The sequence below is a fragment of the Streptomyces chartreusis genome (assembly GCF_008704715.1).
GTDB lineage: Bacteria > Actinomycetota > Actinomycetes > Streptomycetales > Streptomycetaceae > Streptomyces > Streptomyces chartreusis.
The window spans coordinates 6,315,503-6,340,768 of the sequence record NZ_CP023689.1; the positions used below are offsets into that span (position 1 = coordinate 6,315,503).

Annotated in this window: 27 protein-coding genes; 12 read left to right on the forward strand and 15 right to left on the reverse strand. The window is 72.0% G+C overall.

What is annotated here, in order from left to right; genetic code table 11:
* The first annotated feature begins 45 nt into the window (after window positions 1-45).
* Window positions 46-1,314, forward strand: a complete 1,269-nt coding sequence (locus CP983_RS27770; RefSeq protein ID WP_150502498.1) for a glycoside hydrolase family 26 protein — start codon at window positions 46-48, stop codon at window positions 1,312-1,314.
* Here CP983_RS27770 and CP983_RS27775 read toward each other — a convergent pair.
* The 8 genes from CP983_RS27775 to CP983_RS27810 are packed head-to-tail and all read right to left on the reverse strand — an operon-like array spanning window position 1,277 to window position 10,857.
* Window positions 1,277-2,404, reverse strand: coding sequence for a GNAT family N-acetyltransferase (locus CP983_RS27775; RefSeq protein WP_150502500.1), 1,128 nt, complete (start codon window positions 2,402-2,404; stop codon window positions 1,277-1,279). The two genes, CP983_RS27770 and CP983_RS27775, sit on opposite strands and share 38 nt — an antisense overlap.
* Window positions 2,401-3,066, reverse strand: a complete 666-nt coding sequence (locus CP983_RS27780) for a YveK family protein (RefSeq protein WP_093746095.1) — start codon at window positions 3,064-3,066, stop codon at window positions 2,401-2,403. Before CP983_RS27780 ends, CP983_RS27775 begins: the two co-directional genes overlap by 4 nt.
* Entirely contained in the window at window positions 3,063-4,205 is a 1,143-nt protein-coding gene (locus CP983_RS27785) for a glycosyltransferase (RefSeq protein WP_150502502.1), read from the reverse strand. Before CP983_RS27785 ends, CP983_RS27780 begins: the two co-directional genes overlap by 4 nt.
* Complete coding sequence (locus CP983_RS27790) at window positions 4,202-4,993, reverse strand: polysaccharide deacetylase family protein (RefSeq protein ID WP_107905502.1); 792 nt, start codon at window positions 4,991-4,993, stop codon at window positions 4,202-4,204. The genes CP983_RS27785 and CP983_RS27790 overlap by 4 nt, the downstream gene beginning before the upstream one ends.
* Window positions 4,983-6,872 carry a lipid II flippase MurJ gene (locus CP983_RS27795; protein ID WP_229915017.1) on the reverse strand — a complete coding sequence of 630 codons (1,890 nt, stop codon included), beginning with the start codon at window positions 6,870-6,872 and terminating at the stop codon, window positions 4,983-4,985. Before CP983_RS27795 ends, CP983_RS27790 begins: the two co-directional genes overlap by 11 nt.
* Window positions 6,869-8,242 (reverse strand): O-antigen ligase family protein, encoded by a 1,374-nt coding sequence (locus CP983_RS27800; protein ID WP_373309888.1) that lies wholly within the window; start codon window positions 8,240-8,242, stop codon window positions 6,869-6,871. Before CP983_RS27800 ends, CP983_RS27795 begins: the two co-directional genes overlap by 4 nt.
* A gap of 6 nt (window positions 8,243-8,248) precedes the next feature.
* Window positions 8,249-9,721, reverse strand: coding sequence for an exopolysaccharide biosynthesis polyprenyl glycosylphosphotransferase (locus tag CP983_RS27805; protein ID WP_150502504.1), 1,473 nt, complete (start codon window positions 9,719-9,721; stop codon window positions 8,249-8,251).
* Window positions 9,718-10,857, reverse strand: coding sequence for a glycosyltransferase (locus CP983_RS27810; protein ID WP_150502506.1), 1,140 nt, complete (start codon window positions 10,855-10,857; stop codon window positions 9,718-9,720). Before CP983_RS27810 ends, CP983_RS27805 begins: the two co-directional genes overlap by 4 nt.
* Before the next feature lie 350 nt (window positions 10,858-11,207).
* On the opposite strand from CP983_RS27810, the gene CP983_RS27815 reads away from it, so the two are divergent.
* Both CP983_RS27815 and CP983_RS27820 read left to right on the forward strand, forming a co-directional pair.
* Window positions 11,208-11,912, forward strand: coding sequence for an ATP synthase F0 subunit B (locus tag CP983_RS27815; RefSeq protein ID WP_150502508.1), 705 nt, complete (start codon window positions 11,208-11,210; stop codon window positions 11,910-11,912).
* 147 nt (window positions 11,913-12,059) lie between these two features.
* Window positions 12,060-12,365 carry a hypothetical protein gene (locus CP983_RS27820; RefSeq protein ID WP_107905498.1) on the forward strand — a complete coding sequence of 102 codons (306 nt, stop codon included), beginning with the start codon at window positions 12,060-12,062 and terminating at the stop codon, window positions 12,363-12,365.
* Window positions 12,366-12,695: 330 nt separating this feature from the next.
* Here CP983_RS27820 and CP983_RS27825 read toward each other — a convergent pair whose 3' ends face one another.
* The 4 genes from CP983_RS27825 to CP983_RS27840 all read right to left on the reverse strand — a co-directional run bounded on the left by CP983_RS27825 (window position 12,696) and on the right by CP983_RS27840 (window position 14,655).
* Entirely contained in the window at window positions 12,696-13,016 is a 321-nt protein-coding gene (locus CP983_RS27825; RefSeq protein ID WP_150502510.1) for a hypothetical protein, read from the reverse strand.
* 62 nt (window positions 13,017-13,078) lie between these two features.
* Complete coding sequence (locus CP983_RS27830; protein ID WP_150502512.1) at window positions 13,079-13,399, reverse strand: hypothetical protein; 321 nt, start codon at window positions 13,397-13,399, stop codon at window positions 13,079-13,081.
* Window positions 13,400-13,462: 63 nt separating this feature from the next.
* Window positions 13,463-13,819 (reverse strand): hypothetical protein, encoded by a 357-nt coding sequence (locus CP983_RS27835; RefSeq protein ID WP_150502514.1) that lies wholly within the window; start codon window positions 13,817-13,819, stop codon window positions 13,463-13,465.
* Window positions 13,820-14,259: 440 nt separating this feature from the next.
* Window positions 14,260-14,655 carry a hypothetical protein gene (locus CP983_RS27840; RefSeq protein ID WP_229915016.1) on the reverse strand — a complete coding sequence of 132 codons (396 nt, stop codon included), beginning with the start codon at window positions 14,653-14,655 and terminating at the stop codon, window positions 14,260-14,262.
* A 215-nt stretch (window positions 14,656-14,870) separates the two neighbouring features.
* On the opposite strand from CP983_RS27840, the gene CP983_RS27845 reads away from it, so the two are divergent.
* The 5 genes from CP983_RS27845 (at window position 14,871) to CP983_RS27865 (ending at window position 18,405) form a co-directional block, all read left to right on the forward strand.
* Window positions 14,871-15,629 carry a LamG domain-containing protein gene (locus tag CP983_RS27845; RefSeq protein WP_229915015.1) on the forward strand — a complete coding sequence of 253 codons (759 nt, stop codon included), beginning with the start codon at window positions 14,871-14,873 and terminating at the stop codon, window positions 15,627-15,629.
* Between the two features lie 104 nt (window positions 15,630-15,733).
* Entirely contained in the window at window positions 15,734-16,324 is a 591-nt protein-coding gene (locus CP983_RS27850; protein WP_030949930.1) for a vitamin K epoxide reductase family protein, read from the forward strand.
* 107 nt (window positions 16,325-16,431) lie between these two features.
* The gene (locus CP983_RS27855; RefSeq protein WP_150502516.1) at window positions 16,432-16,926 is read left to right on the forward strand and encodes a tyrosinase family oxidase copper chaperone; all 495 of its coding nucleotides are present in this window, start codon (window positions 16,432-16,434) and stop codon (window positions 16,924-16,926) included.
* Window positions 16,910-17,770 carry a tyrosinase family protein gene (locus tag CP983_RS27860; RefSeq protein WP_125527656.1) on the forward strand — a complete coding sequence of 287 codons (861 nt, stop codon included), beginning with the start codon at window positions 16,910-16,912 and terminating at the stop codon, window positions 17,768-17,770. The genes CP983_RS27855 and CP983_RS27860 overlap by 17 nt, the downstream gene beginning before the upstream one ends.
* 47 nt (window positions 17,771-17,817) lie before the next feature.
* Entirely contained in the window at window positions 17,818-18,405 is a 588-nt protein-coding gene (locus CP983_RS27865) for a DUF2087 domain-containing protein (protein WP_150502518.1), read from the forward strand.
* Window positions 18,406-18,413: 8 nt separating this feature from the next.
* Here the strand turns inward: CP983_RS27865 and CP983_RS27870 are convergent, their stop codons facing one another.
* Window positions 18,414-19,373: a D-2-hydroxyacid dehydrogenase family protein gene (locus CP983_RS27870; protein ID WP_150502520.1), complete on the reverse strand. Its 960-nt coding sequence runs from the start codon at window positions 19,371-19,373 to the stop codon at window positions 18,414-18,416.
* 146 nt (window positions 19,374-19,519) lie between these two features.
* Entirely contained in the window at window positions 19,520-20,191 is a 672-nt protein-coding gene (locus CP983_RS27875) for a ScbR family autoregulator-binding transcription factor (protein ID WP_125527659.1), read from the reverse strand.
* A gap of 121 nt (window positions 20,192-20,312) precedes the next feature.
* Between CP983_RS27875 and CP983_RS27880 the strand changes: the two genes are divergently transcribed.
* The 3 genes from CP983_RS27880 (at window position 20,313) to CP983_RS27890 (ending at window position 23,204) form a co-directional block, all read left to right on the forward strand.
* Window positions 20,313-21,350: a ScbA/BarX family gamma-butyrolactone biosynthesis protein gene (locus CP983_RS27880; RefSeq protein WP_150502522.1), complete on the forward strand. Its 1,038-nt coding sequence runs from the start codon at window positions 20,313-20,315 to the stop codon at window positions 21,348-21,350.
* Window positions 21,351-21,385: 35 nt separating this feature from the next.
* Window positions 21,386-22,330, forward strand: a complete 945-nt coding sequence (locus CP983_RS27885) for an NAD-dependent epimerase/dehydratase family protein (protein ID WP_150502524.1) — start codon at window positions 21,386-21,388, stop codon at window positions 22,328-22,330.
* Between the two features lie 85 nt (window positions 22,331-22,415).
* A complete protein-coding gene (locus CP983_RS27890; protein WP_229915013.1) occupies window positions 22,416-23,204 on the forward strand; it encodes an SDR family NAD(P)-dependent oxidoreductase in 789 nt (262 codons plus the stop codon).
* Between the two features lie 14 nt (window positions 23,205-23,218).
* Here CP983_RS27890 and CP983_RS27895 read toward each other — a convergent pair whose 3' ends face one another.
* Entirely contained in the window at window positions 23,219-23,905 is a 687-nt protein-coding gene (locus CP983_RS27895) for a ScbR family autoregulator-binding transcription factor (protein WP_150502526.1), read from the reverse strand.
* Between the two features lie 360 nt (window positions 23,906-24,265).
* Here CP983_RS27895 and CP983_RS27900 point away from each other — a divergent pair, with 360 nt between their 5' ends.
* Window positions 24,266-24,994 carry a response regulator transcription factor gene (locus CP983_RS27900; RefSeq protein ID WP_107905487.1) on the forward strand — a complete coding sequence of 243 codons (729 nt, stop codon included), beginning with the start codon at window positions 24,266-24,268 and terminating at the stop codon, window positions 24,992-24,994.
* Window positions 24,995-25,266: the final 272 nt, after the last annotated feature.

The window sequence follows — 25,266 nt, forward strand, 5'->3', positions numbered from 1 at the left end:
GCACTCGGATGGTGCGACCGGCGCGGATATGACTACCTATCACGTATGGCTCCTGACCGTCGCAGGTCCGCCCCCCGAGGGCCGGCGCTCCTCACCGCCTTCGTGGTCGCCTCGGCGGCCCTCGCTCCCGGCACGGCCCTCGCGGCCGACACCGCGTCCCGGCCCGACCCGCGCCGGCCCGCACCCACGGCGTCCCCGGCACCCCCCGGCGGCGCCCACTCGCCCCAGGGCGTGTCCGCGCACAGCCCCGCCTTCGGCGCGTACCTGCACTACGGCCCCGCCGGGGTGAAGCGCATGCAGGAGCTCAGCCGCTGGCTGGGCGGCCAGGAGCCGCGCGTCGGGCACACCTACCTGCCGGGCGACCTGTGGGACAACATCGAGGGCGCGCACGGCTTCCTCGACAGCTGGGCGAAGTGGCGGCGCGCCAAGGCCGACCGGATGCTCGTGCTGAACGTGCCGATGATGGAACGCAACGAGGAGAACCTCCCGGACGCGGCCGTGCGCGGGCTGCTGCGGCGCGCCGCGTCCGGCGCCTTCGACGAGCACTTCGAGGTACTGGCCGAGCGGCTGGTCGAACTCGGCGTGCCGGACACGGTCATCGTGCTCGGCTGGGAGATGAACGGCATCACCTACACCCACCGCTGCGGCCCCGACCCGGACAGCTGGAAGCGGTACTGGCAACGCATCGTGAAGGTCATGCGCTCCGTCGAGGGCCAGAAGTTCCGCTTCGACTTCGCCCCGAGCCGGGGCATGGACGCGATTCCCTGGCCCGAGTGCTACCCCGGCGACGACGTCGTCGACATCATCGGCATGGACGCCTACGACCAGCCGCACGGGCTCGGCTTCGACGAGCAGGTCTCCGAGCCCTACGGCCTGCGGCACCACGTGGACTTCGCGCGCAGGCACGGCAAGCCGATCTCGTATCCCGAGTGGGGCCTGTTCCGCAACGGCGACAACATCAGGTACATGCTGCGCATGCTCGCCTGGATGGACGAGCACAAGCCGCTGTACAACACCATCACCGACTACTGTCCGCACGGCGTGTGGCTGTGCTCCGACAACCCCCGCGCCGCCGCCCTGTACCGCGTGCTGCTGTCCACCCCCTACCTGCCGCGGCCCGAGCCGGGGCCGGCGGTCCCCGCGGAGCCGGACAGCGACCCGAAGCCGGCGTCCGGCCCGGCGGGGCCGGCCGGCCCCGCCGCCCTGCCCTCCGAACTGCCGCAGTGCACGCCGGTGGACCTGGAGAAGGGGCTGAAGCAGCGCATCGGCGACAGCCTCACCGTGTGCCTTCAGCAGGCGCGGAATCTTCGGTGACCGCGTCCCGGCGCAGGATCTTCTTGGCCCTGCGCCGGGCGGCGTCCTCGGCCGCGGCCGCCGCCAGCAGCGGCAGGGTGCGGCGCCGGGCCAGCAGGAAGCGCTGGTTGACGACCGGCTCGGGGCACCAGCGGTACTTGTAGGGCTCGTCGCCGCGCAGCAGGCTCAGCGACCGGCGTCCGTCGGTGGCGGCGTGGTCGGCGGACGCGCGCAGCAGCATCGTCGCCACGTCCACCCGGCGCCGCCGCAGCTGCGGGTCGAAGCCGTACATGTACATCCCGGCCAACGCCCCCGACAGCAGCGTGATGTTGACCGCCACCACCGAGCCGTCGAGCCGGAACTCCGACGTCGCAGCCTCACCGGTACGCGTCAGCGGAGCCGCCGCCCGCACCAGGTGCTCCAGGAACCGGGGCCGCAGATGCTCGCTCGACACCTTCCGGTCCTCCCACTGCAGCCGGTGCAGTTCGAGGAGCCGGCCGACCGCGGACCCGGTCTCCTCGGGCTCCACGAAACGCCACTCGACGCCGATCCGGCCGAGCTGGTTGATCTTGCTGCGGATGCGCCGGGCACGCCCCGTGGGCAACCGGCCGACCAGGTCCGCCATGGGCAGCGCGGGCAGCTCCAGGCACATCGAGTCGGACACCCGCTGCCGCGGGCCGCGCCAGCACCGGTAGACCCGTTCCATGGCGCCGCCCGGCCGCACCTCGCGGAAGTCGATCAGCGCCGAGCGGGCCAGCTCGCCCAGCGCGCCCGCGAGCGCCGCGGCGGCCGGCTCGGCCACCGCGTCGTCGATGAGCACATCGCACAGGTCGGTGATCGCACCGCCCATCGGCACCAGCGCCGGCAGCGGATGATGCACCCGCATCATCGGGGCCACCGCCACCAACTCCCCGCCGCTGCGCACCAGGACGAGCCGCAGCCGGCCCGGCGTGCCGTACGACAGCCACCACGAGTGCAGCCAGGCGTGGCTCTGGAACGGCGTCGCCGACGGGCACGCCCGGTACAGGCGCTCCCACTCCCCGGCCAGCTCCGCGAACGCGCGCTCCTCGGTGCACACCTCCACCGAGAGCGCTCGGACGGGCGCCGTCACCCGAGCGTTCCGTGGGTGTCGGCGGCGTTCGCCGGACCGGGCACCGACGCCCGGCCCGTGTCGTCGTCGTCCTCCGTCCGCCGCGGCCGGACCAGCAGCGAGAGCCCGCCCAGCAGCCCGCCGGCGCTCGCGCCGACGAGCGCGGTCAGCGCCGGGGACGCGGACGACGGCTCGGTGGGCCGCGCGGCACGGGACAGGCGCTCCAGCTTGATGCCGGTGTCGTCCTTGGTGTTGTCGGCGTGCGTCAGCAGGGCCCGGGACACGGCGTTGGCGATGTCCACCGCCTGACCGGGGTTCGTCGAGGTCGCCGAGACCGCGACCATCGGCGCGTCCGGGGAGGTCGCGACGTCGACGCTCTCGCGCAGCGTGGACGCGGGCACACCCGCCCACACCTGTGCGTCGCCGAGCACCGCGAGCTGCTTGGCCACCCGGCCGTAGGCCTGGGCGAAACCGAGCGCGTCGGTGCAGTCGGCGTCGGTCCTGCCGTTGGGCACCGCGACGACGGAACTCGTCGCCGTGTACTGCGGTGGCCGCAGCTGGCCGTAGGCGCCACCGGCGACGACACCGATCAGCGCGCCGGCCGGCAGCCACCACCACGACGGCAGCCGCCTCGTCGGCGTACGGTCGAAGAGCTGGTCACGCCCAGCGGGGTTGTCCGTCATGAGGTACTGCCTTCCAGGTTCGAGCCGGACAGAGCGGCCGTGTACAGATCCATCAGCTGTTCAGCGGTGGCCGCGATGTCGTAGCGGCCCACCGCGTCCGGGGCGCTGCGCTCGCCGGGTCCCGCCGCCCGCAGCCGCAGCAGTTCGCGCGCGTACGCCCCGGCGCCGCCCGGCACCCGCCGGGCCCCGGGTGCCGCGCCCGGCGGCAGGTCCTCGACGGCCGGGCAGCTCGCGTACAGCACGGGGAGCCCGGCCGCCAGCGCCTCCACCACGGCCAGCCCGAAGGACTCCTCCGGCGACGGCGAGGCGAGCACGTCCATCGCGGACAGCAGGTCGACCAGGTCGGGTGCCTCGTCCTGGGGGTCGGGCAGGCTCGGCCGCTCGCCCGTCATCAGGACCCGGTTGGAGACGCCCAGGTCCCGCGCGGTGCGCCGCAGCACGTCCTCCTCGGGCCCGCCGCCGACCAGCAACAGCCATACGTCGCCGGGCAGCAGCGCCAGCGCCCGCACCAGCAGGTCGAAGCGCTTGCCCGGGGTCATGCGTCCCACGCCGCCGACGACGAACGCGCCCTCGGGCAGTCCGAGGAACGTGCGGGCCACCTCGCGGCGCGCGGCGTCGTAGCGGAAGCGGGGCGCGTCGATGCCGTTCGGGATGACGCGGATGCGCTGCCCCGGCACGCCCCAGTGCCGCAGCCGCTCGGCCACCGTCGGGGAGACGGCCACCGTGGCGTGGCCGAGGCGCTCGCCGGCCAGGTACAGCCCGCGTACGCCCGCCGTGCGCGGCCGGCCCTCCAGCCGGGTCGCGCCGATCGAGTGCTCGGTGGCGACGACGGCCCGGACCTTCGCCAGGCGCGCCGCGACCCGCCCGTACAGGCAGGCCCGGTACAGATGGGTGTGGACCAGGTCGTAGCCGCCGTCGCGGATCAGCCGGGTCAGCCGTGGCAGGGCCGCCAGGTCGCGGTTGCCGGTCATGCCGAGGTGGGTGACACGCACCCCGTCGGCGGTCAGGCCCTCGGCGACCGGGCCGGGGTTCGTCAGCGTCACCACGTCGCACTGCGCGGGCAGGTGCCGCAGCAACAGCCGCAGCTGCTGCTCGGCGCCGCCGACGCCGAGGCCGGTGATGACGTGCAGGGCCTTCACACGGACTCCAGCGCGCGGCCGTAGACCCAGGCGAGGCGGCGCTTCAGCTCCAGCCGGATGGAGGAGTCGGCCTCGCCGATGTGGATGCGCGGCAGCGCGAAGTCGCCGGAGCCGGCCGGGCCGGGGGTGATGGCGCAGCCGTAGCGGTACCCGGCGCGGCGCACCGCGTCGACGGCCCGCTCGTCGAGATGGCCGTACGGGTAGCAGAAGCCCTCGACGTCCTCGCCGGTGAGGTGGGCGAGCCGGTACCGGCTCTCGGCGACCTCGGCGTGCAGTTCGTCGTCGTGGGCCTTGGTCAGGTCGATGTGGGTCAGCCCGTGCGAGGCGATCTCCATGCCGGCGTCCGCGGCGAAGCGGATGCCGTCCGCGTCGAGCAGGGCCTTGCGCGGGCCGCTCTGCTCCCAGGAGTTCTCGCCGTCGAGCAGCCCCGGCAGCACGAACACGGTCGCCGTGAAGCCCCAGCGGTGCAGCACGGGCAGGGCGGTGGTGACGAAGTCGGAGTACCCGTCGTCGAAGGTGAGCCCCACCAGGCCGCGCTCCAGGCCGAGGGCGCGCGCGTCGAGCAGCTCGCGCACGCTCACCCCGCGCAGGCCGCGGGCGGCCATCCAGGCGAACTGCCGCTCCAGGCGCCCGGGGGTGACGGTGATGTCGTACGGGTCCTCCGGGCAGTTCGAGACGGAGTGGTACATGGCCACCCAGGCGGCTGGCCGCCGCTTCGGGCGTCCCTCCGTGTCCGGGGCGGGGAGCGGTTCGGCCGCGGGTGGCGCGGCGGTGATGTCAGCGACCATGGCGGAGCCTTCGTGTGACGGAGCTACGGACGGATTGCGTGACGGGAAGCAGGAGGGAGCGGGCACCGGCCGCGTCGAGGGCCCAGGCCAGCAGGAGGAAGACGGCGGTCACGCACAGACAGCAGGCGGCGACGGCGGCCGCGGGGGAGTCGAACTGCCGCACGCACAGCAGCCCGGCGCCGGTGGCGCAGACGGCCGCCCGCACCGGCCGGGACAGTTCGGCGACGACCCGGCGCACGCACACCGGCACGGCACGCGGCCCCAGGCCCAGCAGCAGGAGCAGCGCGGTGAGGGTGATACCGGCCGCGTTGGCCGCGGCGATTCCGCGGGCGCCCCACGGGCCCACGGCCCACAGGCTGATCCCGGCGGTCGCGAGCGCTCCCGCGCCCATCGCGCCCAGCGGGAACCAGGTGGTGCGGCCCGTGGAGAAGTACGACCGCACGAGCGCCCCCACCAGCGTCTGGCCGAGCAGGCCGAGCGCGTACACCCGCATGACGGCGGCGGTGGCGGCGGTGTCCTGCGCGGTGAACGCGCCCCGCTGGAAAAGTAGTTGGACGATCTGCGGCGCGCCGGCGACGACCACGGCCGCACCGACCAGCACCAGGCAGGCCATCAGCGCCAGATCCCGCTCGACCCGTTCCGTCGCCCGCCGTGTGTCGCCCTCGGCGATGGCCCGCGCCACCACCGGGAAGGTGACGACGCACACCATCATCGACAGCGACATCGGCAACTGGGCGACCTTCTGGGCGTAGTTGAGATGCGAGATCGACCCCGCGGGCAGCCCGGAGGCGAAGTACCGCTCGATGAGCACCTGCGACTGCCGGCACAGCGCGAACAGCAGCACGGCGCAGACCAGCCCGAACGCCACGGTCCGGCCGCCGTCCCCCTCGTGCGGGGACGCCGGAACCTCGACCGGCTGCTCGGGCCGCCGCGCGATGCGCCGCCACAACGGCGGTGCCTGTACGGCGGCCATCAGGCACCCGCCGATCGCGACACCGAGCGCGGCTGCCTGTACGCCCCAGCGGGCGCCGAGGGCGAACATCGCGGTGATGATCGCGAGGTTGTAGGCGATGTAGATGGCGCCCGGCGCGAGATAGCTGCGGTGGGCTCGAAGGGCCGCGCTGAAGTAGCCGGCGATGCCGAAGCTCAGCACGCAGGTCGCGGTGAGCCGGGTGCAGGACACGGCCAGCGACGGGTCGGAGAGACCGGGCGCGAGGACGGACACCAGCATCGGCGCCCCGGCCGCGAGCAGCGCCGCCGTACCGGCGAGGGCCAGACACAGCCGCGGCAGCGAGGAGGAGACCAGTGCCCGCACGGGGTCGGGGGAACCGGACCCCTGGGCCGCCCGACGGGCCAGCGCCATGCTGAACGCCGGCACCAGCACGAACGCCATCCCGTCCTCGATCAGCAGCGTCGACGCCATCTCCGGCACCGTCCAGGCCACCAGGAACGCATCGCTCTCGGCCCCGGCCCCGAACAGATGCGCCAAGGCCTGATCCCGCCCGAGTCCGAGCAACGCCCCGGCCATCGACAACGCGGCGGACAAGAGGGTCGCCCGAGCGAGGAAACGCCGGGTGGGAGCGCTGGGGCGGCGGGGGGCCGGGGGCCGGGGGGTGGAGGCGGCTGGGGGAGGCGGCTTGACGGCGCGTGGGCGAGGGGCGCCGACCGTGCGATCGGAGTCGTCCTGGAGCGGAGGCAGTCCGTTCGCGCCGGCCGTGAGGTCGGGGAGGTCCTGGACCGGGCGCGGGGTGCGCACCCGGTCACTCGGGGTGCACGCGTCGGCCGGGGACGTGAGGGCCGCTTCGTCGGCCCTGAAGCCGTCGGCCGAGGTGGCGGCGCGGGCGTGGGCGCCGTCGGTTGTCGCCGGGCCGGGGGTCATCGTGCTGCCGATTCGGCGGTCGGGGCGGGTTGCGCGGCCGGTGCCTCGGGTGCGGCGGGGGTCAGTCCCCACCACGCCGCCAGGCCGAAGCAGATGGCCGTGAGGACCGTGGAGGGGCCGCCGATGTCGGCGTAGAGGAAGTTGACGAGCTGCCACAGCAGCAGGCCGCAGACCGGCAGCGCGCAGTCCCGGGCGGGGCTGCCGCCGCGCCGCAGCCGGCGCAGGGCGACCACCAGCAGGGCCAGCCAGCTGCCGGCGACCGTGATCAGGCCCAGGATGCCCTGCTCGCTGAGGAGCAGCAGATACATGTTGTGCGGGGACAGCAGCGGCTGGCGCCGGTAGGCCTGGCCCGCCCCCTCCGTGTCGCTGCCCGACGACAGCGCGAGCGAGGCATGGCCGTCCCGGTAGGCCGGGAACGCCTTCAGCCCCACGCCGACCACCGGGTGCTCGCCCCACATGCCGGCCGCCGCCGCCCACATGGTGTAGCGGTCGATCACCGACTGGTCCGGCGCGTCGGTGACCTGGGTGATGCTGGTCAGCCGCTCCTCCAGCGCCGTCGCGCCCACCCCGAGCCCGCCGACCAGCAGCACCGAGGCCGCCACGGCCGCCGCGCACACCTTCGCCGCCCGCCGCACCCCGGCCATCAGCAGCTGAGCCCCGCAGGCCAGCGCGGTGGCGATCCAGGCGCCCCGGCTGAAGGACAGCGCGAGCGGCACCAGCAGCACCAGCACGCACCCGGTCGCCACGAGCTGCTGCCGCCGGTCCCGCGCCGCGAGCGCGAGCCCGGTCGCGGCGACCATGCCGAGCGCGACGACGGTGGCCATGCCCATCACGTCGGACGGCCCGAACGTGCCCACCGCCCGGATGAACGCCCCCTGATACGACGCCCCGGTCCCGGTCAGGTACTGCTTGACGCCGATCGCCCCCTGCCACAGGGCGAGCCCGACCAGCGACCACATCAGCAGCCGGGCCCCGCGCCGGTCGCGCACCAGCACCATCACGGCGAGCGGGATGAGCACGAACACCTGGAGGTACCGGGCCAGTCCGGTGACCGCGTCGGCGGCGGCCGTGGCGCCCGCCGCGGCGACCGCGATGCCCACCACCGGCAGCCCGAACACGATCGCCGCGGTCCGCGTCAGCGGCCGCCGCGCCCGCAGCACGGTGTCGACCACGGCCCACAGCACGACGAGCGCGGACGCCGCGTCGGCGGGAGTCGCGGAGCCGCTCGGCACGACCGGCAGCCCCAGCAGGACGACGACCGCCACGACCGGCAGCACGGACAGGACGGGCCGCAGGGAGCGGACCCGGCGCCGCGCCGAGGGCGGCAGCGCGGGTGCGGGCCGGACCTTGACCGTCGTAGAAGTGCTCACCGTGGCTCAGCTCCCCGTCGGCCGTACGAACTGGGCCGCCGTGCGCAGCAGGATGCAGATGTCCTGCCACAGCGACCAGTTGTCGATGTAGGCGTTGTCGTAGCGGCACCGGTCCTCGATCGAGGTGTCCCCGCGCAGCCCGTGGACCTGCGCCAGCCCGGTGATCCCGGTCCGCATCCGGTGCCGCGCCGGATAGCCGGGGTGGGCCTGGCTGAACTCGGCGACGAAGAAGGGTCGTTCGGGCCGGGGCCCGACCAGGCTCATGTCGCCGCGGAAGACGTTCCACAGCTGGAGCAGCTCGTCCAGCGAGGTACGGCGCAGGAAGTGGCAGAAGCGGCTCATGTCCTGCTCGTCGGCCACGCTCCAGCGGGTCGCCGCCTCGTGCGCGCTGGCGGGCCGGTGGGTGCGCAGCTTCAGCATCGTGAACGGCCGCCCGTCCTTGCCGATCCGCTCCTGCCGGAACACCACACCCGGCCCGTCCAGGACCCGCAGCACGAGCGCACAGATCAGCAGGACCGGCGCGACCAGCACCAGCAGCGCACCGGACAGCAGCACGTCGAGCGCCCGCTTGCCCACGCTGCCGTGCCGCCGCGCACCCCGCGGCCGCAGCAACCGGCCGGAGAATCCCGCCAGATGACCGGCCCCCGTCCGGTGCCCGCTCACGCCGTACGACGGAGGATCGGCGTCCAGCTCCCACAGCGCGCACCCGTGCGCGGCCAGCGCCCGCAGCACGCCCGCCTTCTCCACCCGGGTCGCGGCCCCCACCACGAGGACCGTGCGCACACCGTTCTGGACGAGTGCCCGCCGCGCCTCCAGCGCGGTCGTCAGCACCGGCAGCCCGAGCTCGTCGTCGGCCTCGCCGAGCACCTCCGGGTCGTCGGCGACCAGGCCGACCGGCCTTACGCCGCAGTCCGGTTGGCGCAGCAGCGCGGCCGACACCCGCCGCGTCGCCGCGAGCGGGCCGACCACCAGCGCCGGACCGGGCCGCTGCCGCAACGCGCGGCGCCGCAGCCCGTGCACCGCCGCGCGCCCCGCGACGGCCGCCGCACAGTGCACCGCGGCCGCTCCGGCCAGCACGGCCAACGGGACGGACCGCAGCGGGGAGAGCGCCACCACGGCGGCCCAGCCCACGGCGATCCGGGCGCAGACGGCGGGCAGTTCGTCGAGCACGCCGGTGACGGCGGAGGTGTCGTAGAGGGACGCCCGCCGGTTCAGGCACAGCACACCGAGCGCGAGCAGGGCGACGACCAGCGGATGTCTGTGCGGCGCCGGCAGCACCAGGGCCCCCAGCAGGGCCGCGCCCGCGTCGAGGAGCCACAGCGTGGTCCGGAAGCTCCGGGCGGCCGGGCGTGGACGGCGGGCGCCCCGCCCGGCACCGCCCCGGCGTCCGGCGGCCTGGCCGCGGGGGGCGAGGACGGAGACGGCGCCCCCGGGGACCTGCGGCCCCGCAGGCGAGGCGACGGTACTTTCCGCGGTCATGTGGTCATGCACTTTCTGCCCTCGTCGGATCCGGACATCTGCGCGGCGGTGAGGCCGAGCAGCTCGCGGTACACATCGGTCACCGCGTCCGTGGTCTGGCGCAGATCGTGCGCGCGCAGCACGTGCGAGCGGCCCTGCGCGCCGAGCGCCGAGCGCAGCGGCTCGTCCCGCAGCAGCGTCGTGAGCGCCCGCGCCAGCGCACCGGGGTCCTCCGGCGGCACCAGGCAGTCCGGCCGATGGGCGGCCGGCAGACTCTCGGCGGCCCCGTCCACGTCCGTGGCGACGACCGGCCGGCCGCACGCCATGGCCTCCAGCGGGGCGAGCGCCATGCCCTCCCAGCGGGACGGCAGGACCACGACATCGGCGGCCCGGTACCAGCCGGCGACGTCCGGCGTCCCGCCGGCGAACCGCACCGACGCGGGCGCCGACGCGCGCAGCCGCCCGTCGTCCGGGCCGTCACCCACGAGCACCAGCCGTGCCCCGGGGACCTGCCGCTCGACCTCGGGCCAGGCCCGCAGGAGCACGTCCTGACCCTTCTGGCGGCACAGCCGTCCCACACACACCACGAGCGGACCCGCCCCGGAGCGCGCGCTCTCCCCCTCCGGCCGGAACCGGTCGGTGTCGACGCCGTTGGGGACCACCTGCCAGCGGGCGGAGATCCCGGCCCGGTAGCCGGTACGCCGCTCGGCCTCGCTCACGCACAGCACCCGCTTCGCCCAGCGCGTCCCGAACCGCTCCCAGGCCAGCGCCACCCGGGCGACGGCTCCGTCGGCGGCCTCGAACGACCAGGCGTGCGGCTGGAAGACGGTGGGCAGGGCGCCGCGCACCGCGAGCCTCGCCGCGAGCCCGGCCTTCGCGCTGTGCGCGTGCACCAGGTCCGGCCGCACGTCTCGCACCAGCCGCGACAGCCGCCGTACCTCACCCGGGAGCCGGAGTCCCGGGGAGCGGGTGGCGTCCCAGCGCACGACCCGGCAGCCCAGCGCGCGTACGTCGTACGCCAGCGTGCCGCCTCTCGGACAGACCACGGTCACCCGCAGCCCCGTGGCGAGTTGTGCCGCGGCCAGGTCCGTCACGACCCGCGCGACACCCCCCTCGACGGGCTGGGCGACATGCAGGATGTGCGGCGCGATGCGCATGACCGAAGCTGCCCTTCCGAAGAAATGAGTCCGAACCAGTAACACGATGTGTGGCTCGCGTTCCCGATATAAGATCCCGCGCCTGTTCGAGAGGGTCTGCGCTTCAACCGGCTTCGTGGGTTCAGCAGATAAGCAGTACCAGCCACTTATCCATATTTATCTTCTATCCGGTCAACAGTGTTGGAGCGGCAGCGTTTTGCGGGTTGTTTCCCGCACGGGACCACCCATTCGGAGTCGTCGCCCGGTGTGGTTTTCAGAATGGTCTGTTCGGAGTGATGAGCGGTTGCGGGCGCGCCGTGCCGGTTTAACGGTGATCGCAAGATCCGAAAACTCACTTCGAGGTGGACTCCATGCCTTCGACGAACAACCGGCACTTCGCCATATCCGCCCTGTGCGCGGCCCTCCTGCTGGGCACGGCGGCCGCACCCGCCCTCGCCGCCCCACCGGACTCCGGGCGCTCGGCCGTCCGAAGTCAGACCCCGGCCCTGGCCGGTCTCGGCACCGCACTGACCCCGGTGACGCACCTTCTGAACAGCGCGGTCTACGCCGACGACGACCCGCTCACCGAGGCGGAGGCGAAGGAACTCGCGGACGCCGTCGCCGAGGCCCAGAAGGAGATCGACGCCGCCCTGAAGGAGGCCGAGCAGGCCCGCAAGGAGGCCGACCAGGCCAGGAAGGACGCCCTCGCCGAGGCGCAGAAGGAGATCGACGCGGCCCTGAAGGAGGTCGCGGCGGCCAAGAAGGAGGCGCTCGCCGAGGCGGCAGCGGCAACCGAGGAGGCCACGGCGGAGACGACCACCGAGGCCACGACCGAGACGGCGGCCGGGACATCGACCAGCACGTCGACTGTGGAGACCACTGAGACGGCCTCCCAGACGACGAACCTCACCTCGGACGCTCTCGGCGCCCTCGGCGAGACGCTCAGTTCCCTGCTGAGCGCGCTCACCTCCCTCGGCTCCCAGGAAGAGGTGGACACCAGCGCCGACAACGTGCTCAAGTCCCTCGTGAACGTCAGGGTCGCCACGCAGCTCGACCGCGAACTGCCCGCCGCCTGAACCTTCCGACCCGTTGTGCCGGCCATTGCCGGCGCAACGGGTCTTTTCGTATGAGTTCCTGGAACTTGAGAGCGCAGAGTTTCCCGGGCGGTCCCCCTCTCGTTAGCCCGGGAGAACGAGGACCGGATTTACCTGGAAAGGACCACGATGAAGAACCTGAAGGCCGCTGCCGTTGTCGCCGGCTCGATTGCCATTGCCGGCGCCGCTGTCCCCGCCTCCGCGGTGGACATGTCGGGGCAGGGCCTCGTCGACAACGGTAAGACGGTCGCCCGCAGCCTCCCCACCGCCGCCAAGCTGCCGACCGGCTACGTCGGCAACAACGTGAAGCGCACGGCGGACAAGGTGAAGACCGGCGTGAAGGACTCGGGCATGGTGAAGACCCCCGTCTTCGGCGGCGCGCTGCCGAACCCCGTCGACGGCCGGCTGCTCGGTGGACTTCCGCTCAACAGGTGAGTTCGCGGCCCATCGGCTCGCGCTCGGGGCCGGCTCCGTATCCCTCGGAGCCGGCCCTTCGGCATGTCCGGCCCGGTCGATATGACGGAGTGTGATTTTCGGCGGCCCTATTGGGCCGAACGGACGACTCCGGGTGACCGCGGGTGAGGTGGTCGCGTTGGTCCCTGTGAACGGGCGCTCTTTCCTCCTTGCCGGCGCTCTCGAAATCTGTGGGCCCTGTCCGCTCTCCGAAGTGGACAGGGCCCACGGCTTTGCCCGGCGCACCGTGCACGGAGAACGCCGATGGCGGCCCACCGGAACTCCGGGGACCGCCATCGAGTGAAGGACTGATCAGAACAGCAGGCCCGCGACGTACGGGGACTTCTGCTGCTGGTCGACCTTGCCGGTGTTGCACGCGGCGTAGTGCGAGTTGGGCGCGATGGTGGCGGCCAGGACGGCGCCGTTCGACCACGGGGCGATGCAGCGGCCGTCGATCACGGCACCGTTGACGATGGCAAGGCCCTGCTGCGGGTCGTTGACGACGACGGGGGACGTCGAGAAGCCGCTACCGCCCTTGACGGTGGTGGTCTCGGTGTCGGCCGCGGCGGCGCCACCGGTCGCGAGGACGATGCCTGCGGCAATGGCGGAAACAGCCATAACCTTATTGCGCATGAGTTGAGCCTTTCCGGGCTGCGATGGGGGGTTTACCTGCGTCGAATCGCTCGAAGCAGGAGTCAGAACAGCAGTCCGCCCTTGTAGACGGCCTTCTGCGACTGGTCGACCGTCGCCGTGTTGCACGCGGCGTAGTGCGAGTTCGGCGCGGCCACGCCGGCCAGCACGGCTCCGTCGGACCAGGGGGCGACACAGCGGAGGTCGGCCACGGTGCCATTGACGATCACAAGGCCCTGCTGGGGCGCGTTCACGACGACCGGGGACGTCGAGAAGCCGCTGCCACCCTCGACCCGGGTGACCGTGGTGTCGGCCGCGGCGGTACCGCCGGCCGCGAGGGCGATGCCTGCTGCGAGGGCGGAGATAGCCGTAACCTTGTTACGCATGGGTTTGCGCCTTTCGGGGCTGCGTTGGGGGATTCACCTGCTGCTAATCGCTCGGCGCGGTGCTCAGAACAGGAAGCCCGCGACGTACGGGGACTTCTGCGACTGGTCGACCTTCTCCGTGTTGCAGGCGGCGTAGTGCGAGTTCGGCGCCGCGACGCCACCGAGAACCGCTCCGTTGGACCACGGGGCGATGCAGCGGCCGTCGATGACGGTGCCGTTGACGACGAGGACACCCTGCTGCGGCTCGTTCACGACGACCGGGCCGGACGAGAAGCCGCTACCGCCCTTGACGGTCGTGGTGGTGCCGCTGGTGCTGGTGCCGTTGCCACCGTTGCCGTAGCCGCCCGCGGAGGCGACGCCGGCGGCGCTGACGACGGTGCTGAGGGCGAGGGCCGTGATGACCGCGAACTTCTTGGACAACTCGGTTCCTTCCTGAATTCACGGTTGCGCACGCTTACGAAAAGGAAACCCGTATATGCATGCATAAGTCACGGCGCGAACATTCAAACATGGGTAGATTCCATCGAATGGCGCAACGCGGTGTGCCAAGCGGCGGACCAGGCTTTCTGTTCATTCCCTGAGCGGGCTTCGGGGAATATGCCCCGGGTACCGCCGAATACATTCAGGAACGGGCGCCGACATACGTCCGGCCCACCGGCGAGGGGAAGGCCGGTGGGCCGGACGATGGTTCACGGGTGCCGGTGGGCTGGTGGGCCCGCCACGCGCGGATCTGGAACTGCGGGTCCGGATCCGGCGCCCGGGCCTGCCGACGGTTTCCGACCGCCGAGAACCGGATCAGAGATGTGGAATTCCGGGTCCGGCTTTCGCCGGTACTGCCGACTTGTAAGGATGCCGGGCCGTCACTTGCCGGGGAGCAGGGTGCCGAGACCGGCGGCGGTCGGCGCCTTCAGCGGGCGGACCTGCACGGAGCCGCTGCCGGCCGGGTTCTTCACCGGAATGGTGGGCTTCTTGGCCGCGCCCGGGTCCATGCCGTCCAGGTAGACGCCGGACATCGGGCTCGTGCTGTTCTTGTCGAAAGCGGTGCCCTTGGCGACTCCGCCGTCACGGGCCAGCCGCGTCACCGTGTCGGCGGCCGGCACGACCGCCGGGGTCACCTTGGTCGGGGACATGAGCCCGAGCGGGCTGCCGGGAAGCCCCGAACCGCCGCCGACAGCGGCCGAAGCCGCGACAGCGGAACCGCCCACAAGACCCGCACCGATCGCCAACGCCGCAGTGGTGAAAACTGCCTTCTTCATGATTCACCTCGCTTGAAAGTACCTCTGATCCGACGGTTGGAGAACATAGCAGTCCATCGCCACTGCAAAAGCGACGCGTTACTCCATACGCATGAAAGTCGGCGAGGTGAAGAATGCAATGTGCGGCGGCATTCGGAGGGATTGGCATCTGGTCCGCGGAGTAATTCATCCTATGGTGCTTCCGGATCGGCAGGGCGACCTGCATGATCGGAAATATGAAATTCAGCGCTCTCCTCGACATGTTCACAGGCGGAGATAAATTTACCCCGTCCCCGACCCCTCCCGGGACACCGCCGGGATCGCTCGTCTGGGCGGAGGAGTTCGACGCGCCCATCGCCTGGGGCGCCCGCTGGGTCGGCGACCGCACCAGCGCGTTCCGCTACTGCGACCACAACCCGGACGACAACAAGCTCGACTGGCTCGACCCCGGCTGTGTGACCGTCTCGGACGGCATGGCCACCTTCACCGCCACCCCCGACGGCCGCACTCTCGAGAACGGCCGGCCGGCCTGGCGCACCGGGCTGCTCACCACCGAGTACTCCGACGAGGCCTTCCGGGTGCGCACCGGCGACCTCGTCGAGACCCGCGTCCGGCTCCCCTCGGGAATGGGGGCCTGGCCCGCGCTGTGGACCTGGAAGGACGGCGAGAACGAGGTCGACAGCTTCGAGTACCACCCGGACAACCCGCACCTGCTGGAGCTGTCCAACCACGTCAACTGCGCGGCGACGTACTTCACCGACGCGGACGCGGTCGCCCCCGGCCGCTGGGTGACCATCGGCACCCGCTACGGCGCACGGTGCGTCGAGTGGTTCGTCAACGGCGAGCGCGTCTTCGCCGACGACACGGGCGTCGGCCACCACTGGTCGGCGTATCTGATCCTGAACCTGTCGCTGAGCGCCGGCGAGCATCACCCGGCGCCCTGCGGACCGGACCCGATCACCTTCGACGTCGGCCATCTGCGGGTCTACCGCTGACCGCGCCCCCGGGATCCCCCGTTCGGGCGGAGGGCCCGAGGGTTGTCGGCCGGTCGGGTGGGAGCGTGCCGGAAGACGCCGCGGGCCGTCGATAAGGTCGCGCGGTGGTCCCTAACTCACGTGCCGGCAGCGGCCGGGCGTTCGCCCTGCTGGTGGTGATCTGCGGGGCGGCCGGACTGGTGGCCTCCTGGGTCATCACCCTCGACAAGTTCAAGCTGCTGGAGGACCCCGACTTCACCCCGGGCTGCAGTCTGAACCCGGTGGTGTCCTGCGGCAGCGTGATGGAGAGCGACCAGGCCGAGGCCTTCGGGTTCCCCAATCCGATGCTCGGTCTGGTGGCCTACGGCATCGTGATCTGCGTCGGGGTGAGCCTGCTGGCCGGGGTCACCTTCCCGCGCTGGTACTGGCTGACCTTCGCGGCCGGCTGCCTGTTCGGGGTCGGGTTCGTCTCCTGGCTCCAGTTCGAGTCCCTGTACCGGATCAACGCCCTGTGCCTGTGGTGCTGTCTGGCCTGGCTCGGGACGATCCCGCTGTTCTGGTATGTGACGTCCCTCGTCGTACGGGCCGGCTTCCTGCCAGCCCCGCGTCCGGTGCGGGCGTTCTTCGAGGAGTTCACCTGGGTGCTGCCGGTGCTGCACATCGGCATCGTCGGCATGCTGATCCTGACCCGTTGGTGGGATTTCTGGACAAGCTGACAATTGCTGCACCCGGGGCGACACGGCCGTACGGACGCCTCGGTGCTGACGGCTCGGAGCCTGGAACTGCTACTCGTACGAACACCGAACCGTACGAGGAGTGAGCGATGGCCGTCAGCGCAGGTGGGGTTTCGGTGGGCGGGGTCCCGGGCTCGGACGCCCCCGCGGGCAGCGGGTCACGGGCATGGACGCGGCGGGAGGCGGCGCGGCTGCTGCTGGCCTCGTCCGCACTGGCGCTGGCCCCCGTCATCACCGCCTCCCGGCCCTCCCGGTCCGCCGACCGGCCGCCCGGTGGCGGTTCCTTCGACGAGACCTATCGGGGCCGCCGTATCCAGGGCAGTCCGGTCTCCCGCGGCGGCCTCAGCGCCCTCGACGTCGCCTGGCACGTCACGGTGGACGGCCAGCCGCTGCATCTGATGCGCCGGGCCGACGGCACCTGGCTGAGCATGGTCGACCACTACAGCTGGTACGGGACCCCGCTGGAGGCGACCCGCGCGGCCGTCGACGAGCTCGGGCCCCGCGAGCAGCTGCGCCATCTGGCTCCCGGGCCGTTCGGCGGCGGACATCCGCACAGGGAGGCACAGCATGGCGTACGTGCGTAAGAACGTGAGCAGGCTGACGCGCACCGAGCGCCGGCGGTTCATCGAGGCGATGCTGATGGTCAAGCGGCGGGGCGAGTACGACGAGTTCGTACGGCTGCACATCGCGCACTTCGTCGGGGACGGCGACCGGGGCCTGCGCGCCGCGCACATGACGCCCTCCTTCCTGCCCTGGCACCGCATGTTCCTGCTGGACCTGGAGGAAGCGCTGCGCCGCTTCGACGACTCGGTGACGGTGCCGTACTGGGACTGGACGAAGGACCGCGGGACCAACTCGACGCCCTGGACCGACGATCTGCTGGGCGGCAACGGGCGGCCGGGTGACCGGCGGGTGATGACGGGGCCGTTCGCCCGGGGGACGGGCAACTGGACCATCAGGGCGAGCGTCACCGCCGGCGACTTCCTCACCCGGGACCTGGGACGCTCCCGCAGCCCGATCGGCCTGCCCACCAAGGACGATCTGAAGCAGGCCCTGGACGACCCCGTGTACGACGTCGAGCCCTGGAACTCGACGGTGACCAGGGGCTTCCGCAACAAGCTGGAGGGGTGGGGCCGGGGCCCGGAGTCGTGGCGCAACCACAACCGGGTGCACCGCTGGGTCGGGGGTGCCATGCTCGGCGGGGCCTCCGTCAACGACCCCGTGTTCTGGCTGCACCACGCCTTCGTGGACATGCAGTGGACCCGCTGGCAGCAGCGCCATCGCAACCACCGCTACCTGCCGGACCGGCCGCCCGGCCGCGGCACCGTCCAGTACCGGCGGATCGTCGCACGTCACGAGCGGCTGCCACCGTGGGACGTGACGCCGGACGACCTTGAGGACGTGTCCCGGATCTACCGGTACGCGTAGGAAAAAATCGCTCCGCGACCGGCGCCCGCGTCGATTAGCCTCCGCGCATGGCAACCGATCCCACGGAACAACTGGTCCGGCTGTTCGCCGAGGAGAGCCGGGTACGCGCCTTCGCCGCGGTGGCGCTCGGCGCGGGAAGCACCGAGGAGGTCGCCCGGGCGGCGGGGCTGTCCCCGAAGGAGACGGCACTGGCACTGCTGCGGCTGCGCGAGCAGGGCGTGGTGAGCGCGCGGGGCGACGGGGAACTGGGCGTCGCCTACGACCTGTTCAGGCAGTACGCCCGCACCGCGGCGCAGCGCGAGGCCGACTCCCGCGCCGCGGGCGATGCGGACTCCGGCGACGCGCGGACCGACATCGTGCTGCGGACCTTCGTCCGGGACGGGCGGCTGGTCCGGCTCCCGGCACAGTGGACCCGCAAGAAGCTGGTCCTGCGGTACATCGCCGAGCAGAGCTTCGAGCCCGGCGTCGAGTACCCCGAGCGCGCCGTCGACGAGCGGCTGCGCGGCTGGTGCGAGGACAGTGACGAGATCGACCATGTGACGCTCCGGCGTTACCTGGTGGACCTGCACCATCTGCGCCGGAGCGAGGGCGTCTACCGCCGGACGGCCGAGTCCGGGCGGGTCGAGAGCGCCTGAGGCGGGCGTCAGGGCAGGCGGCGTAGCGGTGAACCCGACAGGTACGCCTGGATGTCCTCGACCGCCTGGCCGTAGTACGTCGCGTAGTTGGCCTGCGAGACATAGCCCAGGTGAGGGGTGGCCAGCAGGCGCGGGGCCGTGCGCATCGGGTGGTCGGCGGGCAGGGGCTCGACGTCGAAGACGTCCACCCCGGCCCCCGCGATCCGGCCCTCGTGCAGGGCGGCCAGCAGCGCGTCCTGGTCGACGATCGCCGCGCGTGAGGTGTTGATCAGATACGCCGTCGGCTTGAGCAGGGCGAGTTCGGGTGCGCCGAGCAGGCCGCGGGTCCGGTCGCCGAGGGCGAGGTGGATCGAGACGAAGTCGCTCTCGGCGAGCAACTCCTCTTTGGAGGCGGCCAGATGGACGCCCACCTCGTCGGCGTACTCCTTGGTGAGGTTCTGGCTCCACGCGCTGACGTGCATGCCGAACGCGAGACCGACGTGTGCGACACGGCTGCCGATCTTGCCCAGGCCGAGCAGGCCGAGGCGGCGGCCGTGCAGGTCGGCGCCGACCGTGCTCTGCCAGGGGCCGCCCGAGCGCAGCGCGTCGTTCTCCCGGACGAGGCCGCGGGCGAGGCCCAGCAGCAGGGCCCAGGTCAGTTCGACGGGCGGCGTGGAGGAACTGGCCGTGCCGCAGACGGTGACGCCGTGCGCCTCGGCCGCGGCGTAGTCGATGACGGTGTTGCGCATGCCGGACGCGATCAGCAGCCGCAGCCGGGGGAGCCGGGCGATCAGCGAGGCGGGGAACGGGACGCGTTCCCGCAGCGTCACCACGATGTCGAAGTCGGCGAGGGCGACGGCCAGCGCGTCCTCGTCGGGGAGGTGGGTGGTGAAGGGGACGACCTCCACGTCGTCCGCGAGCGGCGACCAGTCGGCGGCCTTCGTCGCCGCGTCCTGGAAGTCGTCGAGCACAGCACAGCGCAGCCGCACGGTGGTTCCTTTCGTGGCCGGGTCGGACGACCGAACTGGAACGACTGTACGGAAGCGGGGCGGGTGCGGCCGATTCAGGCCGGTGAGTCGTGAGAGTGGAGTTCCGATCAACCAGACCGATCGGTTTGGTTACCGGTGTGCGATCGCTAACCCTGCGTCACGGGAGCGGCGGCTGCCGGGGAGTTCGCCTCGTACTCCTCGAAGACGCGCTCGCCCCGGTCCGGCGAGAGGTCGAGGGCGGCCAGCAGGGCCGGCGTGGAGATGCTCGGCAGGACGTGCCGGAGCAGGACGGAGACCCGGCGGCCGAGGTCGGCGCGGTTGCAGCTGGCCTGGCTCATCGCCTGGACGCCGGCGAAGGCGCCGGTGAGGAACTCGGCGGTGTCGGTCACGTCGATGTGCGGCAGGAGTTCGCCCTGGGACCGCGCCTCGGTGAGGATCTGCTCCAGCTGTTCGGTCCAGGCGCGGAACGCGGCGTCGCGGTCCAGTTCGCGTGCGCCCTGGTCAAGGGCGAGGGAGACGCCCGCCTGCACCAGCGGATCGTGCTGCAGCCGGTGGGCCATGACCATGCCGTGGTCGACGAGCTTCTGGAGCTTGCTGGATCTCTCGGGGAGCCGGTCGAGCGGCAGTTGGGCCTCCAGCACGCCCAGCGCGACCTCCTCCTTGGAGGAGAAGTGGAAGTACAGGGCGCCGCGGGTGACGCCCGCGCGGTTGAGGATCTCCTCCACCGTGGCCGAGGCGTAGCCGCGCTCGCCGAACACCCTCGCGGCCGCTTCGAGGATCGAACGCCGGGTCCTGATCGCACGGTCCTGCTGGGCCATGGGTCCCTCCACCGTGTGCATGCAGCACATTACGTCGCGTATTGAAAAGAAAACCGGATCACACGTATGTTACTCGTCGGGCGGGGGTGACTCGCTCTGGCGAATGAGCTCGGGGGGAGCCATGGACCGGGTGCGATCTCTTGACGGAACCGCACGGGACGAGCAAACCACAGAGGCCGGGGGGCCCGTCCCTGCAACGGTCGTATGGCACACGGAGGTAACCGGCGAGCAGGTGCACCGGCCGGACCCGCGGGACGCGTTCCCGGTGGCCTGGCGCCGGCTGGACGACACGCACTTCCAGGTCAGGGCCCGCTGGCCGCGCCGGCACCGGTTCTTCACCGAGGTGGCCGGGCGCTTCCAGGACCCGCTGCTGATACCGGAGACCCTGCGGCAGGGCTCGATGCTGCTGGCCCACGCCGCGTTCGCGGTGCCCGTCGAGGACCGGTTCGTGATGCAGCGCATCAGATACTCGACCTCGCCGGTCAGGATGCTGCTCGACGACTCGTCCGAGGACGTCGTCGCCGACATCACCTGCGGCGACGTACGGCGCAGGGGCCGGCGGCTTGCGGGCATGCGGTGCGCGATGGTGCTGCGGCGGAAGGGCCGGGTCGTGGCCACCGCCGACGGCAGGCTCGACTGTGTCTCGGACCGGGCCTATCGCCGACTGCGCGGTGAGCGGCTGTCCCTGACGGGTCGTCCGGTGCCGCTGCTGCCCGGCCTGCCGCCCCAGGCGGTCGGTCGCGAGGACGCAGCCGCCGTCGTCCTCGCCCCGTCCCCGCGCCCCGGGGCCTGGCAGCTCCGCGTCAACACCGCGCATCCCACGCTGTTCCGGCGGCCGGACGACCATGTGCCGGGCTTCGTGCTGCTGGAGGCGGCCCGGCAGGCCGCCACGGCCTTCTCGCTCTTCCCCGGCCTGATGGTCGTCACCGGCATGGACATGGTCTTCTCCCGGTACGCCGAACTCGACAGCCCCTGCTGGATCGAGGCCGACGCCCTGACCGCGGGCGACCCCGACCCGAGCACGGTCCGGGTGCGCGGCCTCCAGGACGACGCCGAGGTCTTCCGCTGTACGGTCACGGTCGCGGCGTCCGAGTCCGCCGCACCGCCCCTCGACCCCTGCGGCTCCCGCAGCGGGCCCGGCGCCGAGCGCCGGCCGTGACGCGCGAACCGCCGGCCGAGAGGGAGGAACCCACCTTGTCCGCACGCATCCTCGTCACCGGGGGAAGCGGCTTCATCGGCGGGCATGTCCGCGCCGCCCTGCGGGAGTCGAAGGACATCACGCCGTCCCGGGTCCGGCTGCTGCTGCGCGATCCCGCGCGCCTGCCGGCCGGCGCCGCCGCCCCGGAGGCGGACGTCGTACGGGGGGACCTCGCCGACCCGGAGTCGCTGCGCGGGGTCTGCGACGGCGTCGACGTCGTCCTGCACTGCGCCTCACACATCGGAGACGACGAGCGGCGCAACGAGACCGTCAACGACCACGGCACCCGGGCCCTCGTCGAGGAGGCGGCGCGCGCCGGGGCGGGCCGGGTCGTGTACGTGAGCACGGCCGCCGTGTACGGCCGCGGACCCTTCTGCGGTGCGCCGCCGGGGGAGTTGCCGCTCGCGCCGGCCTCGCCGACCAGCCGTTCCCGTGCCGCCGCCGAGCGGCATGTGCTGGAAGCGGGCGGGGTCGTGCTGCGCCCGCACCTCGTCCTCGGGGCCGGCGACCGCTGGGTCGTGCCCGGGCTCGCCGCGCTGCTGGGCGTGCTGTCGGCGGGGCTCAAGGAGTGCGCGGCACGGCATTCCGTGGTCGACGTCCGGGCGTTGGGGCGCGCGGTCGTCGCCGCCGGGCTGTCGGACCGGGACCTCGCGGGCGTACATCACGTCAACCACCCGCAGCCGGTGCACTGTTCGGAGCTCCTCGACTCCGTGGCCGGCCGGCTCGGGCTGCGGCTGCCGGGTGCCGCCGTGGACATCGACGAGGCGCGGGACCGGCTCGCCGGGCAGCCGCGCGCACTGCACCACCTCGGCATGCTCGCCGTGGACCACTGGTTCGCGGACGACGGCTTCTGGTCCGGTGTCGGCGTCGACCCCGGAGCGGGGTTCGCGGAGAGCCTGGCCGAACACGCCCCTTGGTACCGGGAGTTCCTGGCCGGCTGACCCGAGGGCTCATGCCCTCTCCCGTTCTTGAACCCTCGTTCCGTATTTCCCGACTTCCCCTTCCCCCTCGACACGCAAGGTCTTCGTGAACACCAAACGCGCGCTGACGGACAAGATCGCACTGGTCACCGGAGCCGGCCGGGGGATCGGCAGAGGCATCGCCGAGCGGCTCGCCGACGACGGGGCGCTGGTCGGCGTCCACTACGGCCGCAGCGAGGCAGCCGCCCTGGAAGTGATCGCGGGCATACGCGACAGAGGCGGCCGGGCCTTCCCGGTCGGCGCGGAGCTCGGGGTGCCCGGTGACGTGGACGCCGTCTTCGCGGCCTTCGACACCGGGGTACGGGAGCAGACGGGAGTGGCGGGCGGTGCCGAGGGCACGCTGGACATCCTCGTGAACAACGCGGGCGTGAGCGGTTCGGGGCCGATCGGCAAGGCGGACCCGGAGGTCTTCGACCGCATGATCGCCGTGAACGCCAAGGCGCCGTTCTTCCTCGTGCAGGGGGCATTGGCACGGATGCGGGACGGGGGGAGGGTCGTCAACATCTCCTCGCTCGCCTCACGGCGTGCCTTCCCGGAGTCCGTCGCGTACGCCATGTCCAAGGGGGCGCTGGACACGATGACCCTGGCCCTGGCGAAGGAGCTCGCCGGGCGCGGCATCACCGTCAACACCGTCTCGCCCGGGTTCATCGAGACGGACATGAACGCGCGGCGCCGGGCGACCCCCGAGGCGCGGGCCGCCCTGGCCGCACGCTCCGCCTTCGACCGGATCGGCCGCCCCTCGGACGTGGCGGACGTGGTCGCGTTCCTCGCCTCCGACGACTCCCGGTGGATCACCGGCCAGTACCTCGACGTCAGCGGGGGCACCGATCTGTGACGGCGACCCGGAGCTCAGGGCGCGGACGGGCCGACCGGGGCCGGGGCGCAGCCCGTGCGCAGAGCCGTGGCCGAGGCCCGGTGCGCCGCGTCCGTGCCCGCCGGGTCCAGTCGCGCCAGGGTCTGGGCCGTGGCGAGCGTGGGCAGCAGCAGCTCCCAGAACGCGGTGAGGGTGACGCAGGACAGCCACTCCGGGTTGGACCTGCTCAGCACCTCGTACCCGACCGTCGAGGCCACCAGGGCACCCGCCATGTGCTGTTGGGCCACGCCCTGCGCGAGCGTGTGCTCGTCATCGGCCTCGGCCAGGAGCTGCTGCACACAGCACTGCCACTCCTGACGCAGATTGAGCCCCGTGCCCGGCTCGGTCTCACAGCTGAGCACGAAGCCCGCGCGTACGACGCTGCTGCGCCGGAGCAGATCGGCCAGCGCGTGCGAGACGTCGACCAGGGCCTGGAGCGCGCTGGTGCGCCGGCCGTGGACGAGGCGGGCGGCTCGGCGCAGCGAGTGCGAGGCCTCGTTGCGCAGGGCCTCGGCCAGGGCGGCCTTGCTCTCGAAGTGGAAGTGCAGCGCGCCGGAACTGACTCCGGCCTCGGCGCTGATGACGGACAGCTTCGCCTTGTCGTAGCCGTGCCGCCGGAACTCCCCGGCCGCCGCGAGCAGCAGCGCGTCACGGGTGCGTGCGGCTCGTTCCTGCTTGATCATCTTCGGCCTCTCAGCCGCACCGTGATTTCCCTGATGTTCACTTTCGGCTCCTCCTGCTTCCAGTCCCGGTGAGGAAGGGCGATGGATCATAACAAACCGTTTTGACTGTTTGTCAGCCTCCGACCGGCGACCGTGAAAGCGCCTTCGGCCTGCGAAGTCGCGGAAAAACTGCGTCATTTTCCTGCAGTTTCGCTGAAGTATGCGGCGCTGCACTTGATTTGACGTGCCGTTGAACGACATTTGTGCGAGTCGTCAACGGACCTAAGGATCATTGACATACCGGAGGATCGGTTTGTAGGTTTCCAGTGGACGTTCCTAAAGTGAACGATTCGGACAAAGCTGGACTAGCTAGGGGGACTAATGAGCCAGCGTTCAACGAATCTGGTGGAGCCTCACATACCGGCTCCCCGGCGTGGGGAGGTGACGGCCTGGCGAGTTCTCGTCGTGGAGAACAACGCGGCCGAGGCGGAAGCCCTGGTACGCGCGCTGAAGCGGCACGGACACGAAGTGGACAGCGTGACCTCGGGAGGCGCCGCGCTCCAGTCGTACGCGGACGCCGACCTCGTACTGATCGACCTCGAACTCCCCGATCTGGACGGGCTGGAGGTCTGCCGCGGCATCCGGTCCACCTGTGATGTCCCGGTGATCGCCGTCACCGCCCGCGGATCCGAACTCGACCGGGTGCTCGGCCTCCAGGCCGGCGCCGACGACTACCTCGTCAAGCCCTACGGCTTCCGGGAGTTGATGGCCCGCATGGAGGCCGTCATGCGCCGGGTGCGTACGCCGGAACCCGCCGAGCGGGTCGTGAGCCACGGCCCGCTGCGCATCGACGCCGGCTCCCGCGAGGTGACGTTGCACGGACGTCCGGTCGACGTCACCCGCAAGGAGTTCGACCTGCTGTACATGCTCGCCTCCAACCCCGACACGGTCATCCCCCGCAAGCGCCTCATCCATCAGATCTGGGGCGACTCCTGGTCCCGGCGGACCGTGGACACGCACGTCAGCAGCCTCCGCAACAAGCTCGGCGGCAGTGGCTGGATCGTCACCGTGCGGGGCGTCGGATTCCGCTTCGGCGGGGAAGGCGGCTGAACGCGGGGTGAGCGGCAGACCCGCAAAGACTCGCGGCCGCTCCAGGACGACATCGAAAGAGGGGCGCCCCCGGACGCGGGGGCGCCCCTTTCGTATACGTCCACCTGGAGAATTTTGCATTCCTCTGAGATTTCCCGACGTTCCTCTGAAGTTGTTCGGACACAGCCGCACTGGGCCTGCGGAATCTGACCTGTTCCTGAAAGGAACGCCCTTGAACGAGCGGTCCGGCACGGGCGAGGCTTTGACTCACGGTCCGGTGACGAACGGGGAGA